The sequence below is a fragment of the Pseudorhodoferax sp. LjRoot39 genome, assembly GCF_964253035.1.
Classification (GTDB): Bacteria; Pseudomonadota; Gammaproteobacteria; order Burkholderiales; family Burkholderiaceae_C; genus Pseudorhodoferax.
The window spans coordinates 6208930-6222375 of record NZ_CAXUQL020000001.1 but is presented as its reverse complement, the minus strand read 5'-3'; the positions used below and the strand labels follow the sequence as shown (position 1 = coordinate 6222375).

Annotated in this window: 14 protein-coding genes; 11 read left to right on the top strand and 3 right to left on the bottom strand. The window is 68.5% G+C overall.

Annotated features, from left to right (window positions below):
* The first annotated feature begins 11 nt into the window (after nt 1-11).
* The 4 genes from ACSQ4M_RS29075 to ACSQ4M_RS29060 are packed head-to-tail and all read left to right on the top strand — an operon-like array spanning nt 12 to nt 3422.
* The gene (locus ACSQ4M_RS29075) at nt 12-887 is read left to right on the top strand and encodes a branched-chain amino acid ABC transporter permease (RefSeq protein ID WP_436192856.1); all 876 of its coding nucleotides are present in this window, start codon (nt 12-14) and stop codon (nt 885-887) included.
* Entirely contained in the window at nt 884-1882 is a 999-nt protein-coding gene (locus tag ACSQ4M_RS29070; RefSeq protein WP_436192855.1) for a branched-chain amino acid ABC transporter permease, read from the top strand. The genes ACSQ4M_RS29075 and ACSQ4M_RS29070 overlap by 4 nt, the downstream gene beginning before the upstream one ends.
* The gene (locus ACSQ4M_RS29065) at nt 1879-2661 is read left to right on the top strand and encodes an ABC transporter ATP-binding protein (RefSeq protein WP_436192854.1); all 783 of its coding nucleotides are present in this window, start codon (nt 1879-1881) and stop codon (nt 2659-2661) included. Before ACSQ4M_RS29070 ends, ACSQ4M_RS29065 begins: the two co-directional genes overlap by 4 nt.
* A gap of 2 nt (nt 2662-2663) precedes the next feature.
* Entirely contained in the window at nt 2664-3422 is a 759-nt protein-coding gene (locus ACSQ4M_RS29060) for an ABC transporter ATP-binding protein (RefSeq protein WP_436192853.1), read from the top strand.
* A gap of 46 nt (nt 3423-3468) precedes the next feature.
* Here the strand turns inward: ACSQ4M_RS29060 and ACSQ4M_RS29055 are convergent, their stop codons facing one another.
* Nucleotides 3469-4407 carry a LysR family transcriptional regulator gene (locus tag ACSQ4M_RS29055; RefSeq protein ID WP_436192852.1) on the bottom strand — a complete coding sequence of 313 codons (939 nt, stop codon included), beginning with the start codon at nt 4405-4407 and terminating at the stop codon, nt 3469-3471.
* A 102-nt stretch (nt 4408-4509) separates the two neighbouring features.
* On the opposite strand from ACSQ4M_RS29055, the gene ACSQ4M_RS29050 reads away from it, so the two are divergent.
* From ACSQ4M_RS29050 to ACSQ4M_RS29020, 7 genes are all read left to right on the top strand, one after another.
* Complete coding sequence (locus ACSQ4M_RS29050) at nt 4510-5439, top strand: ketopantoate reductase family protein (RefSeq protein WP_436192851.1); 930 nt, start codon at nt 4510-4512, stop codon at nt 5437-5439.
* 10 nt (nt 5440-5449) lie between these two features.
* On the top strand, nt 5450-5860 hold the full coding sequence (locus tag ACSQ4M_RS29045) for a VOC family protein (protein ID WP_436192850.1): 411 nt from the start codon (nt 5450-5452) through the stop codon (nt 5858-5860).
* Between the two features lie 24 nt (nt 5861-5884).
* Nucleotides 5885-6364 carry a MaoC family dehydratase gene (locus tag ACSQ4M_RS29040; RefSeq protein WP_436192849.1) on the top strand — a complete coding sequence of 160 codons (480 nt, stop codon included), beginning with the start codon at nt 5885-5887 and terminating at the stop codon, nt 6362-6364.
* Nucleotides 6365-6381: 17 nt separating this feature from the next.
* A complete protein-coding gene (locus ACSQ4M_RS29035) occupies nt 6382-7617 on the top strand; it encodes a CaiB/BaiF CoA transferase family protein (RefSeq protein ID WP_436194083.1) in 1236 nt (411 codons plus the stop codon).
* On the top strand, nt 7614-8441 hold the full coding sequence (gene aroE / locus ACSQ4M_RS29030) for a shikimate dehydrogenase (RefSeq protein WP_436192848.1): 828 nt from the start codon (nt 7614-7616) through the stop codon (nt 8439-8441). Before ACSQ4M_RS29035 ends, aroE begins: the two co-directional genes overlap by 4 nt.
* 8 nt (nt 8442-8449) lie before the next feature.
* Nucleotides 8450-8899 (top strand): type II 3-dehydroquinate dehydratase, encoded by a 450-nt coding sequence (locus tag ACSQ4M_RS29025; protein WP_436194082.1) that lies wholly within the window; start codon nt 8450-8452, stop codon nt 8897-8899.
* 111 nt (nt 8900-9010) lie between these two features.
* Nucleotides 9011-9958 carry a dioxygenase gene (locus ACSQ4M_RS29020; protein ID WP_436192847.1) on the top strand — a complete coding sequence of 316 codons (948 nt, stop codon included), beginning with the start codon at nt 9011-9013 and terminating at the stop codon, nt 9956-9958.
* Between the two features lie 269 nt (nt 9959-10227).
* Here the strand turns inward: ACSQ4M_RS29020 and ACSQ4M_RS29015 are convergent, their stop codons facing one another.
* Both ACSQ4M_RS29015 and ACSQ4M_RS29010 read right to left on the bottom strand, forming a co-directional pair.
* Nucleotides 10228-11901 carry an AMP-binding protein gene (locus ACSQ4M_RS29015; protein WP_436192846.1) on the bottom strand — a complete coding sequence of 558 codons (1674 nt, stop codon included), beginning with the start codon at nt 11899-11901 and terminating at the stop codon, nt 10228-10230.
* Between the two features lie 36 nt (nt 11902-11937).
* Nucleotides 11938-13446: an aldehyde dehydrogenase family protein gene (locus ACSQ4M_RS29010; RefSeq protein ID WP_436192845.1), complete on the bottom strand. Its 1509-nt coding sequence runs from the start codon at nt 13444-13446 to the stop codon at nt 11938-11940.

The window sequence follows — 13446 nt, the reverse complement described above, 5'->3', positions numbered from 1 at the left end:
CTTCAACCCACATGACCGACTTCATCCAACTCTTCTTCAGTGGCCTGTCCACGGGCGCGATCTACGCCCTGGCTGCGCTCGGCTTCACCTTGCTCTGGCAGGCCAGCGGCACCATCAACTTCGCGCAGGGCGAGTTCGTCATGCTGCCGGCGTTCACCATGCTGGTCTTCCTGGCGGCGGGCGTCCCGCTCTGGCTGGGGTTCGTGCTGTCGTGCTTTGTGGCGATCTTCGTGCTCGGCTGGGCCTTCAAGCGCGGCATCGTCGACCCCCTGTTCAAGTTCGGGATGATGCCCATCGTGGTCGCGACCATCGGCCTGTCGATCGCCATGCGCAACGGGGTGCGGGCGGGTTACAGCGCCGAGGCGCATGCATTTCCCGGCCTGTTCCCCGATACCGTGTTCAATGTCTTCGGTGTCTCGGTCTCTGCCACTGACATCGGCACCTTCGCATTTGCGCTGGCGCTGGTCCTGGTGGTCCAGGCCTTCCTGGCCAGGACCGTCACGGGCCGGGCCATGCAGGCCGTCGCGCAGAACACCGAGAGCGCCTCGGTGCTGGGCATCAACGTGCCGCGCATGATCTTCTACACCTTCGCGATCAATGCGGTGCTCGCCACGGCGGCCGCGCTGCTGGTCACACCCACCTACCTGGCCAAGTTCGACATGGGCGAGAGCCTGGGAACCAAGGCCTTCTTCGCCGCCATCATCGGCGGCTTCAACAACAGCCGCGGCGCCCTGCTGGGCGGGCTCATCGTCGGCGTCTGCGAGAACCTGGCCGCGGCCTACATCTCGCCGGCGTACAAGGATGCCGTCGCGCTGGTGATCTTCATGGTCGTGATCCTGTTCAAGCCGCAAGGCCTGCTGGGCAGACAAGTGGAGCGCAAGGTATGAAGAAGCTCGCCATTGCCGCTGCCGTGGCGCTCGCCCTGTTGCTGACGCCGCACTTCCTGCGCAGCTACGGCATCTATCTGCTGACGTCCTGGCTGGTCTACATCATCGCCACCATGGGGCTGAACCTCACGGTGGGCTACGCCGGCCAGAAGTCGCTGGGCCACGCCGCATTCTTCGGCATCGGCGCCTACACGGTGGCGATCCTCATGAAGGCCGGCATCAGCTTCTGGATCGGCCTGCCGATGGCGGCCACGGTCTGCTTCGTGGTCGGCCTGATCCTGGGCTTTCCGGCGCTGCGCGTGCAGACCATCTACCTCGCCTTCGCGACGCTGGGCTTCAACACCGCGGTCTGGCTCGTCATGCGCAACGAGGAATGGCTGACCGGCGGCACCTTCGGCATCAACAACATCGCGCGGCCCAGCCTGTTCGGCTTCAGCCTGGAGAGCAACCTGGCCTACTACCACTTCGTGCTGGCGGTGGCCGTGCTGCTGGCCGTGCTGCTGTGGGGCCTGTTGCGCTCGCCCTGGGGCAAGGCCTTCACCGCGCTGCGCGACAACCCGATCCGCGCCGAAAGCCTGGGCGTGGACATCCGCAGCTACACGCTGCTGAGCTTCGCCATCGGCGCCGCCTACGCCGGCGTGGCCGGCGCGCTGTTCGCCAGCCTGGTGCAGTTCATCGAGCCGGCGCCGTTCACGGTGCTGGCCTCGATCATGATGTACCTGATGGTCGTCGTCGGCGGCCCTGGCTACTTCTTCGGTCCGGTGCTCGGCGCCGCGGTGGGCGTCATCCTGCCAGAGTGGCTGCGCTTCGCCCAGGCCTGGTACCTGTGCGTGTTCGGCGCAGCGGTGGTGGTGCTGATGATCTGGCTGCCCGACGGCCTGCTCTCGCTGCCGGACCGCATCAAGGCGCGCCGCCAGTCGCGCGAGGCATCGGCCGCACGCGCCGCTGCCGCGCGCGGGCCGGTCGAGCCCCGCACCTCGGGAGCGAATGCATGAGCACGCAGAACACCGCCGCAGCGCGCACGCCGCTGCTCAAGGTCAGCGGACTTGCGAAGCGCTACGGCGCGATCCAGGCCGTGGGCGGCCTGGACTTCGAGGTCTTTCCGGGAGAGATCTTCGGTGTCATCGGTCCCAACGGTTCGGGCAAGACCACGCTGTTCAACAGCATGCTGGGCCAGATCACGGCCGATGCCGGGCGCATCGAGCTCAACGGCGAGGACGTGACGCGGCTGGGGCCGCTGGCGCTCAACCGCAAGGGCGTCGGGCGCACGTTCCAGACCTTGCAGGTGTTCGGCAAGATGACCGTGCGCGACAACCTGCTGGTGGCGGCGCAGGAGCACCGGGGCAGCATGCTCGGCCGCATGTTCGCGCCGGGCGATTCCGGCCTGGGCGCGCGTGCGGACGCATTGATCGACCGCTTCCGCATCCGGCACGTGGCCGATAAGAAGGCCGGCGAACTGTCCTATGGCCAACAGAAGCTGGTGGACATCGCGATGGCGTTCATGAGCGAGCCGGCACTGGTGCTGCTGGACGAACCCTGTGCCGGCGTGAACCCCAGCCTGGTCGGCGGCATCAGCAGCCTGCTCAAGGATCTGAACCGCAATCCGGCCGCCGCGCGACAAAGCAGCTTCGTGGTCATCGAGCACAACATGGACTTCGTGATGGACCTGTGCCACCGCGTCATGGTCATGGTCGAGGGCACGGTCATGGCCATCGGCACGCCGGACGAGATCCGGGCGGACAAGCGCGTCCTCGACGCCTACCTCGGGAACTGAACATGGCGCACGAGACCTGCATCGCGTTCGAGGATGTCGTCGCCGGCTACAAGGACTTCATGATCCTGAACCAGCTCAGCTTTCAAGCCAGGCGGGGCGCCATCACCTTGCTGCTGGGCCCCAATGGCGCCGGCAAATCGACGGCATTGAAGACGCTCTTCGGCCTGCTGCGGCCCCGGCAGGGCCGCATCCTGCTCGACGGCGAAGACATTGCCGGGTTCGACCAGAAGACGCTGCTCGGCAAGGGTGTGGCCTTCGTGCCCCAGGGGCGCAACCTGTTCGGCCAGCTGTCGGTGTTCGAGAACCTCGAGCTGGGCGGCATCACGATCGGGACCCGGGAGACGCATGCGCGCATTCCCGAGGTGCTCGCGCTGTTTCCGCGCGTCAAGGAGCGGCTGCACAGCGCCGCGTCCAGCCTCTCGGGCGGCGAGCAGAAGCAGCTGGAGATCGGGCGTGCCCTGCTGCTGCGGCCCAAGGTGCTGCTGGTGGACGAGCCCAGCATCGGCCTGTCGCCCATCGTCGTGCAGGACGTCTTCAAGCTGCTGCGCGGGCTGGCGTCGCAGGGCACCACGGTCCTCATGGTCGAGCAGAACGTCAAGAGCGCGCTCAAGATCTCCGACGAGGCCATCGCGCTCGAGTCGGGGCGGCTGGTGCTGCAGCGCCCTGCGGCCGAGCTGCTGGCCGATCCGCACATCGAGCGGCTCTTTCTGGGCGGTGCCGCCGTGCCGGCCGCGCGCCCGGCCGAGGCCTTGCCCGTGTGAGGAGCGCGGCTTGCGCTCCGCGCCCCCCGAACCGGCGAGCGCGCTTTCAGCGGCGCACAGCCGCTCCCCGGGCGGGGCGCGCGGCCCGCAGGAACAGCTCGGCGCAGATGCCGCGCAGCCAGCGGTTGCCCGGGTCCTGGTGGTAGCGCGAGTGCCAGTGCTGGCGCACCGAGAAGCTGGCAATCGGAACGGGGCAGGGCAGAACACGCAGTCCACCGAGCTTGGCCAGGGTCTCGCCGATGTGCCGCGGCAAGGTCGCGATCAGGTCGGTGGTCGACAGAATGGCAGGCAGGCCCAGGAAGCCGGGGATTCTGAGCATCACGCGCCGCTCGATCTCCAGCCGCTTCACCGTGCTGTCCAGGAGTTGCGCGCCAGTGCCGTAGACGATGCCCGCATGCGCTTCGCGGCTGTAGTCGCCCAGCCCGAACGACTTGGGGCGGATCCTGGGGTGGTTGGGATGGGCCAGGCAGACCCAGTCCTGGTCGTAGAAGGTCTGCTGGTAGAAGCCGGCCTCCAGTTCCGGAATGAAGCCCAGCGCCAGGTCGGCCGCACCCGACTCCAGCTCGGAGGCCATGCCGCTGTGGATGCCCACCGCCTCCAGCGTGACGCCGGGGGCGAGCGCGCGCACATGCGAGAACAGGCGCGGCAGCAGCGTGATGTGGCTGGCGTCGGTCATGAAGATCCGGAAGCTGCGCTGCACGGTGGCGGGGTCGAACACCAGCGGCGACTCGCTGATCGAGCGCAGCCCGGCCAGCACGGTGCGCACGGTGTCGATCAACTCGTCGACCCGCGGCGTGGGCAGCATGCCCTGGGCCGTGCGCACGAACAGCGGGTCGCCCAGCTGCTCGCGCAGGCGTGCCAGCCAGATGCTGACGGTGGGCTGGGTCTGGCCCAGCTTTTCGGCCGTGCGCGTCACGCTGCCGGTGCTGTGCAGCAACTCGATCAGTTGCAGTTGCTTGCCGTCGAGCAGTTGTAGTTCCGACATCGCGCAACTCCATGTGAGATTGCAATGAAGTGTATTGCAATCATGCGATTTTCAGAATGATCTGCGGTCTCCAGAATTCGCCCTCATGACAAGGAGCAGCAATTGAAGATCGCAGTTCTCGGCGCTGGCGCACTGGGCTGTGCCCTTGGCGGCGCGCTGGCCCAGGCCGGCAACGACGTGGTGCTCATCAACCGCAACCGCGCCCATGTGGAGGCCATCCGGGCCAACGGCCTGCGCCTGCGCCAACCGGACGGCGAACGCAGCGTGGTGGTGCGTGCAGAGACCGATTGCAGCGCGCTGGGTCCGGTCGATCTGGTCGTCGTCCTCGTCAAGTCCTTCCATACCGCCGAAGCCATCCGTGCCGCGGCGCCGCTGGTGGGCGCCGACACCGTGGTGCTGTCCCTGCAGAACGGCCTGGGCCACGAGGACATCCTGGCCGACGCAGTCGGTCGCGAGCGCGTCGTCGCGGGCAAGACCTACGTGGGCGGCGTGATGCTGGCGCCTGGCCACATCCTCAGCGGCACGGCGGGCAAGGAGACGCTGATCGGCGAACTGGACGGTCCCACCAGTGCCCGCGTGGAGCGCATCGCCGCCTGCTTCGCGGCGGCCGGGCTCGCGACCACGGTCAGCGCCAACATCATGGGCACGGTCTGGGACAAGCTGCTCATCAATGTCGCGACCGGCGCGGTCAGCGGCATCACCGGCCTGGCCTATGGCCCGCTGTACCGCATTGCCGAGATCGAGGCCACCGCGGTCGCAGCGGTGCAGGAAGCCATGGACGTGGCCCGCGCCAGCGCCGTGCAGCTGTCCTACACGGACCCGCGCGCTGCCTGGACCAAGGCGGCGGCAGGCCTGCCCGGGGACTTCAAGACCTCCATGCTGCAAAGCCTGGAGAAGGGCTCGGTCACCGAGATCGATTTCATCAACGGCGCCGTCGTGCGCTGGGGCCAGCGCAGCGGTGTGGCCACCCCCGTCAACGCCACGCTGGTCGCGTGCATCAAAGGCATCGAGCGCGCACGCGCCGCAATCTGAGGAGACTCCCATGGCCACCCCCTTCGCACCGCCCACCTTCGCCTATGTCGAGCACGTCGCCATCCGCGTGCGCGACATCCATTGGCACATCCGCTTCTTCTACGAGGTGCTGGGCATGGACGTGCGCGAGATCGACGGTCCGACCGACGACCCGCGCCAGTACTGGACGCTGGGCGGCATCCAGCTCATGGCCACGCCCGACTTCGAGGCCCCGCCCAGCAACGACGCGGGCTGGCTGGCCCACCTGGGCGTGATGGTCGACGACCTGGAAGCGGCCCTCCGGGCCGCCGAGCCCTGGGGCGTCAAGGCGCTGCCGCAGGGCCGCCACTGGTTGCAGCTGCCGGACGGGCTGGCCGTCGAGCTGATCCAGGCCGCGCCGGGCAGCGTGGCCCAGGCCCTGGCCGTGCGCCCGCGCGGCTGACCCTTTTCCCTCTGGAGACGAACCGTGAAACCGACACCACCCCCTCAGCATTTCGAGACGCCGGAGAAATACTGGGACGACGCCACCGAAGGCGACACCTGCACCAGCCCCGACTACGAAGTCACCGAGGCCCGCATCAACGCCTATGCCGAGCTGACCGGCGACTACACGCCGGTGCACATCGACGAGGACTACGCCAAGACCACGCCCTTCGGCACGCGCGTGGCGCACGGGCTGTTCGGCCTGTCCATCGCCGACGGCCTGAAGACGCGCAGCGAATACCGCTTCCTGCCCGGCATGTCGCTGGGCTGGACCTGGGACTTCCTGCTGCCGATCAAGATCAACGACAGGCTGCACGTGAAGTTCACGGTCACCGGCCTGCGCGCGTCCAGGAGCCGCGCGGGCTGGGGCATCGTGATCCTGCCGTCCGAACTCATCAACCAGCACGGCCAGGTCGTGCACAAGGGCGAACACCGCCTGATGATTCCCCGGAGACCCGCATGAGCGCCGCACAGAACAGCGTGCAGCCGCTGCCGCTGGCCGGCATCCGCGTCATCGACTACTCGCACTTCCTGGCCGGCCCCTACGTGGGCCGCTGCCTGGCGGCGCTGGGCGCCGAGGTCATCAAGGTCGAGCGGCCCGGCGGCGGCGATGCCGGCCGCCAGCACGCCTGGTTCGTGGGCGAGAACGACGCCTACTCGGGCTACTTCCTGCAACTGAACATGGGCAAGCAGGGTGTGTCCGTGAACATGAAGGACCCACGCGGCAAGGCCTTGATCCACAAGCTCGTGGACAGCGCCGACGTGTTCATCGAGAACTACCGCCCCGGCGCGCTGGACAAGCTGGGCCTGGGCTACGAGGAACTGAGCCAGCGCAACCCGGGCCTGGTGTACTGCTCGATCTCGGCCTACGGGCACACCGGGCCCGACGCGCACCGCGCCGGCTTCGGCCTGATCGCCGAGGCCAAGAGCGGCATCATGCAGATGGTGGGCACGCCGGGCGAGGCGCCGCCGCTGCTGCGCATCTCGCTGGGCGACATGTACACCGGCATCCACGCCGTCGCGGCCATCAACGCGGCGCTGCTGGGCCGCACCAAGAGTGGCCGTGGCCAGCACATCGACATGGCGCTGTACGACACGCTGGTGTCCATGCACGAGTACGCGGTGCAGTGCTACACCTTCTCGGGCGGCACCGAATTGCCGGTGCAGACCGGGCACGACATGCCGACCTCCACGCTGTACGGCGTGTTCCGCGCGGCCGATGGCGACCTGGTGATCGCCGCGCAGGTGGACGACGCCTGGAAGCGCTTCGCCGCACTGGTCGAAACGCATGGTGGTCCGGCCGGGTTCGGCGCGGACAAGCGCTTCCACCAGACCTCGGGCCGCAATGCCAACCGCCTGGAAATCCTCGCCGTGGTCAAGGGCTGGGTGGCGTCGCGCAAGGTGGCCGAGGTGCTCGATCTGCTGGACGGCATCGACGTGCCCTGCGCCAAGGTGCAGCGCATCGACGAGGTGCTGGCCGACCCGCAGATCCAGGCGCGCGGCATGCTCGTCGAGCAGGACCACCCGGTGCTGGGCAAGATCAAGCTGCCGAACCTGCCGTTCCGGTTTTCGGACTGCGACACGACCATCCGCCAGGTCGCACCCGACCTGGGCCAGCACAACGCCGAGATCGCGGCCGAGCTCGGCTTCTCGGCCGAGGAGATCGCCGCGATGCAGGCCGATGGCGTGCTCTACACCAGGGAGATGGGCACATGAGCGATGCCTACGCCGTCATCGGCAACCCGATCGGCCACACCAAGTCACCGCTGATCCACGGCCTGTTCGCCAGCGCCACGGGGCAGGACCTGGTGTACACCGCGATCGAGGGGCGGCCGGGGCACTTCGACGAGGACGCCACCGCATTCCGCGACGCGGGCGGGCAGGGCATGAACGTGACTGCCCCGTTCAAGGTCGATGCCTTCAGGTTCGCCCATGAATGCTCGCCGAGGGCACAGCTGGCCGGGGCCGTCAACGCACTCAAGTTCGACGGTGCGCGGGTCCTGGCGGAGAACTTCGATGGTGTGGGTCTGACGCGCGACGTGGTTCACAACCTCGGCTGCTCCATGCGCGCCAAGCGGGTGCTGCTGCTGGGCGCAGGGGGCGCTGCCCGTGGAGCGCTGCTTCCCTTCCTCGAACAACAGCCCGCCAGGCTCGTCATCGCCAACCGCACGGTGGAGAAGGCCGTCGCGTTGGCGGCGCAGGTGCAGCAACACGGCGACGTGTGGGGCTGTGGCTACCAGGATCTGCAAGGCGAGTGTTTCGATCTGGTGTTCAATGCCACGTCCGCCAGCCTGCGCGGCGAACTGCTACCCGTCCCGGCCACCGTGTTCGTCGCCCAGGGACTGGCCTACGAACTTGCGTATGCGAAGGGGCTGACGCCTTTCCTTCGCATGGCACAGCAGGCCGGCGTGAGGCGACTTGCCGACGGCGTGGGCATGCTGGTGGAGCAGGCGGCCGAAGCCTTCCACTGGTGGCGAGGCGTGCGGCCGCAGACCGCAGCGGCCATTCAGCAGTTGACCGCCGAGGCGCGCGTGGCATGACGGCATCGATGCGATTCCTCATGCTGCACGGCATCAACCACAACATGTTCGGCAAGCGCGATCCCCAGCAGTACGGAACCATCACCCTCGCACAGATCGACGGCCAGCTGCAGGCGCTGGCCAGCGAACTGGGGGTGTCGGTGGAGAGCTTCCAGACCAACTGCGAGGGCGCCATGTGCGAGCGCATCCACCAGGCCTACTTCGACGGGGTCGCTGGCGTGATGCTGAACGCCGGCGCGTGGACGCACTACAGCTACGGCATCCGCGACGCGCTGGCGATCCTGACCTGCCCGGTCATCGAGTTGCACATGTCCAACATCCATGCGCGCGAGACCTTCCGGCACCACTCGGTGTTCGCGGAGATCGTGCAGGGGCAGATCGCGGGCTTTGGCGTCGACAGCTATCTGCTGGGCCTGCGCACCGCCGTGCGCCACGCGCGCTCGAACCCGACGGCATGAAGCCGCTGGGGCCTGTGCGGGCACACTCGGTGCTTCGCGCAGCGCCGGCACGGCGGGGCCTGTGCCGAATCCGTCAAGACATCCGGCGTGCGACCCGATGAGGACAGCCCCATGATCATTGAAAAGCAGAGCGATGTGACCGCGGCCGTGCTGGCCGAACTGGCGCGTGCGGGCGACCCGCGCTTCAAGGAAATCATGACCGCCGCGGTCACCCATCTGCACGGCTTCGTACGCGATGCGCGCCTGTCCGAGGCGGAGTTCCACCAGGCCTGCGCCGTCATCGCCCAGCTCGGGCAGTTGACGACCGCCTCGCACAACGAGGTGGTGCTGATCGCCGGCTCGCTGGGCATCTCGGCGCTGGTGTGCCTGCTCAACAACGGCGACGGCGGCCAGACGGACACCACGGCCAATCTGATGGGCCCGTTCTGGCGCATGGACTCGCCGCTGACGGACAACGGCGGCTCCATCGTGCGCTCGCCGACACCAGGCGTGCCGGTGTTCGTCAACGCCTGGGTGCGCGACCCGCAGGGCCGGCCCGTGGCCGATGCCGAGGTCGATGTCTGGCAGGCCTCGTCCGAGGGCTTCTACGAGAACCAGGACCCGAGCCAGGCGGACATGAACCTGCGCGGCAAGTTCAGGACGGATGGCACCGGGCGCATCGCGTTCCGCACCATCAAGCCCGTGGGCTATCCGATTCCGCTGAGCGGGCCGGTCGGTGCGCTGCTGCGGGCACAGGGGCGGCACAACATGCGGCCGGCCCACATCCATTTCATGGTCTTCAAGCCCGGCTTCAAGACGCAGTTCGCGCAGGTCTATTCCAGTGACGACCCGCATCTGGAAACGGATGTGCAGTTCGGCGTGACGCGGGCGCTGGTCGGCCAGTACGTGCTGCATTCGGGTGAGACCCCGCCCGCGCCGGACGTCGAAGGTGCCTGGTACGCGCTGGACCACCACTTCGTCATCGAGCCGGGCGAGGCCCGCCTGCCCAAGCCGCCGATCACCGGCAAGGCCAGTGGCGAGCGGCCCACGCTGACGGTGCTCCAGGCGGATGTCGGATAGGCGGCCTGGAAGTTCTTGAGCAGCGCGGCGAAGTGCCCGAGCACAAAGCCGGTCAACGCATGATGCGCAGCACGCCGGTCGATCCCACCCGTGTGGCGTGCATCTGGTCGAACAGGTCGTTGGCGCGGGCCACCAGGCCGACACAGTCGCGCAGGTAGGCCTGTCCGGTATGGCGGCGCGCGTGCCTCTGCGAGGAGGCAGGCGCGCCATCTTCGCCGCCCAGGGTGTGCGTTGCAGCGCCCCAGTCAGCTCATAGGGCGCTGGATCATTCACTCCTCGAACGTGAGCCTGTCTTGCCCTGCGGGGCGGTTCTCGCGCTGGCGCAGCTCGGCGCGCCGGATCTTGCCGGAGATGGTCTTGGGCAGCGGCGCGAACTCCAGCTTGCGGATGCGCTTGTAGGGCCCCAGCCGCTCGCGGCAGAAGGCCAGGATGTCGCGCGCCAGTTCCGCCGAGGGCGTGTGCCCTGCCGTGAGGGTGACGACGGCCTTGGGGACGGCCAGGCGCACCGGGTCGAAGCTGGGGATCACCGCGCCCTCGGCCACCGCCGGGTGCTCGATCAGCACCGATTCCAGCTCGAACGGGCTGATGCGGTAGTCCGAGGCCTTGAACACGTCGTCGGTGCGGCCCACGTAGGTGATGTAGCCATCGGCATCGCGGCTGGCGATGTCGCCCGTGTGGTAGTGACCGGCCCGGTTCACCTGGGCGGTGCGCTCGGCATCGTCGGCATAGCCCAGCATCAGCCCCAGCGGGCTGGCAGCGAGATCCAGGCCGATCTCGCCTTCTTCTGCGGGCTGGTCGTCCACGTCGAGCAGGCGAACGACGTAGCCCGGCAGCGGCCGGCCCATGCTGCCGGGCTTGAGCGGCTGGCCCGGCGTGTTGCCGATCTGCGCGGTGGTCTCGGTCTGGCCGAAGCCGTCGCGCAGAACCAGGCCCCAGGCCTCGCGGAAACGCGCGATCACTTCGGGGTTCATCGGTTCGCCTGCACCGATCAGCTCGCGCAGCTGCACGCGCCAGGCTGCGAGGTCCTCCTGCATCAGCAGCCGGTAGACCGTGGGCGGGGCGCACAGCGAGGTCACGCCGCGCGATTGCAGCACGTCCAGCAGGCCGCGGGCCTGGAAGCGTTCGTAGTTGTAGACCATCACGCAGGCCTGCGCATTCCACGGCGCGAAGAAGCAGCTCCAGGCGTGCTTGGCCCAGCCCGGCGAGGAGATGTTCAGGTGCACGTCGCCAGGCTTCAGGCCCAGCCAGTACATGGTGGAGAGGTGGCCCACCGGATAGCTCTGGTGGCTGTGCAGCACCAGTTTCGGCTTGGAGGTGGTGCCGGAGGTGAAGTACAGCAGCAGCGGGTCGCCGACGTGGGTGGGCGCATCGGGCGTGAACTGCGCGGGCGCGCCGTAGCCATCCTCCAGCCGCAGCCAGCCCGGGGCGTCGCCGCCCGCCACGATGCGCGTGTGGCCGCCGGGCACGTCGGCGAACTTGGGCACGTGCTCCGCCCCCGCGATCACGTGCCGTACCTGGCCGCGCTCGAAGCGGTCGAGCAGGTCGTCGCGCGACAGCAGGGTGGTGGCGGGAATGACCACCGCCCCCAGCTTGATGGCCGCAAGCATGGCTTCCCACAGGCAGCGCTCGTTGCCCAGCATCAGCAGGATGCGGTCGCCACGCCGCACGCCGTGGCCGCGCAGCCAGTTGGCCACGCTGGAGGAGCGCCGGCTCATCTGGGCGAAGCTGCATTGCTCCTCGCGACCGTCCTCCTCCACGATCCACAGGGCCGGCGCCTCGTTGCCCGCGGCCATGGCGTCGAAGTGGTCCAGCGCCCAGTTGAAGTGCGTGAGCCGCGGCCAGATGAAGTTGCGCACCGCGCGTTCGTAGTCGGTGCGGTGGGCGAGCAGGAAGTCGCGGGCGGCGACGAAGGCCGTGCGGGCCTGTGCGGAGTCGGATGGCATGAGGGTCTCAGGGGATGGCGGCGTGGTGCGCATGTGTCAGAGATTGATGAACACGGACTTGGTTTCCAGGTAGCCGTCCAGCGCCGCGCGGCCCAGGTCGCGGCCGAAGCCCGACTGCTTGTAGCCGCCGAAGGGCATGCCTGGATCCAGCATGCTGTGGCAGTTGACCCAGACCGTGCCGGCCTGGATCTTGGGGATCAGCCGGTGCACCTTGGAGAGGTTGTTGGACCAGATGCTGGCGCCCAGGCCGTAGGGTGTGTCGTTGGCCCAGGCCGCGACTTCGTCGAGGTCGTCGTAGGGCATGGCGACGAGCACGGGGCCGAAGATTTCCTCGCGCACCACGCGGTGGTCGGGCTGCACGCCGGTCAGCACCGTGGGCTGCACGAAGTAGCCGCGCTGGCCCGCGCGGCCGCCGCCCGCGACGACCTCTGCGCCTTCGCTGCGGCCGATGTCGATGTAGTTGCACACGCGCTCCATCTGCTCCTGCGAGACCAGGGGGCCCATCTGTGCGCTGGGATCCAGGCCATGGCCCAGCGTGATCTTGGACGCATGGTCGGCCACGTCGGCGATCACGCGGTCGAACATCTTCCTGTGCACGTAAAGCCGCGATCCCGCGCAGCAGACCTGGCCCTGGTTGAAGAAGATGGCGTTGGCCGCGCCCGCGGCGGCGGCGGCGGGGTCGCAGTCATCGAGCACGATGACGGGGGACTTGCCGCCCAGCTCCAGCGTGACGCGCGTCATGTTGTCCATGCACGCATGGCCGATGAGCTTGCCGACCTCGGTGGAGCCGGTGAAGCTGACCTTGTTGACCATGGGATGCGCGACCAGGGGAGCGCCGGTGCCCGGGCCGTCGCCCGTGAGCACGTTGACCACGCCGGGCGGGAAGCCCGCTTCCTGCACCAGATCGGCGAGCATCAGCGCGGTCAGCGGCGTCTGCTCGGCCGGCTTGAGCACGATGGTGCAGCCGGCGGCCAGCGCGGGCCCGACCTTCCAGAGGGCCACGAGCAGGGGGAAGTTCCAGGGCACCACGGCGGCGACCACGCCCACGGGCTCGCGCCGGGTGTAGGTGAACATCTGCGCCTCGGGCGCGAAGGGCACGCCGTGCTCCCGCGTCATGCCCTCGACCTTGGTGGCCCAGCCCGCCATGTAGCGCACGAATTCGACGGCCATGGCCATGTCCACGGCACGCGCAATGGCGGCCGATTTGCCGTTGTCCAGCGACTCGACCTCGGCCAGTGCCTGGGCATGGGTTTCCATCAGGTCGGCCAGGCGCAGCATCAGCCGCTCCCGGTCGACGGGGCGCATGCGGCCCCAGGGGCCCTCGTGCAGCGCACGGTGGGCGGCCCGCACGGCCCGGTCCACATCCGCCGGGCCGGCGCTGGCGACTTCGGCGAGGACGGACTCGGTGGCAGGGTCGAGGGTGGCCAGCCGCTGGCCGCTCTGCGCCGGGGTCCACTGGCCGTCGATGAAGAGGTCGTGCGTACCCCGGGAGAGGAAGGCATGGGCGCGCTCGGAGAGCTGGTGATGGATGTCGCTGAGGTTCAT

Coding starts and splice junctions, on each gene's coding strand:
- ACSQ4M_RS29075 (WP_436192856.1), top strand. CDS start 12: ATGACCGACTTCATCCAACTCTTCTTCAGTGGCCTGTCCACGGGCGCG.
- ACSQ4M_RS29070 (WP_436192855.1), top strand. CDS start 884: ATGAAGAAGCTCGCCATTGCCGCTGCCGTGGCGCTCGCCCTGTTGCTG.
- ACSQ4M_RS29065 (WP_436192854.1), top strand. CDS start 1,879: ATGAGCACGCAGAACACCGCCGCAGCGCGCACGCCGCTGCTCAAGGTC.
- ACSQ4M_RS29060 (WP_436192853.1), top strand. CDS start 2,664: ATGGCGCACGAGACCTGCATCGCGTTCGAGGATGTCGTCGCCGGCTAC.
- ACSQ4M_RS29055 (WP_436192852.1), bottom strand. CDS start 4,407: ATGTCGGAACTACAACTGCTCGACGGCAAGCAACTGCAACTGATCGAG.
- ACSQ4M_RS29045 (WP_436192850.1), top strand. CDS start 5,450: ATGGCCACCCCCTTCGCACCGCCCACCTTCGCCTATGTCGAGCACGTC.
- aroE (WP_436192848.1), top strand. CDS start 7,614: ATGAGCGATGCCTACGCCGTCATCGGCAACCCGATCGGCCACACCAAG.
- ACSQ4M_RS29025 (WP_436194082.1), top strand. CDS start 8,450: ATGCGATTCCTCATGCTGCACGGCATCAACCACAACATGTTCGGCAAG.
- ACSQ4M_RS29020 (WP_436192847.1), top strand. CDS start 9,011: ATGATCATTGAAAAGCAGAGCGATGTGACCGCGGCCGTGCTGGCCGAA.
- ACSQ4M_RS29015 (WP_436192846.1), bottom strand. CDS start 11,901: ATGCCATCCGACTCCGCACAGGCCCGCACGGCCTTCGTCGCCGCCCGC.
- ACSQ4M_RS29010 (WP_436192845.1), bottom strand. CDS start 13,446: ATGAACCTCAGCGACATCCATCACCAGCTCTCCGAGCGCGCCCATGCC.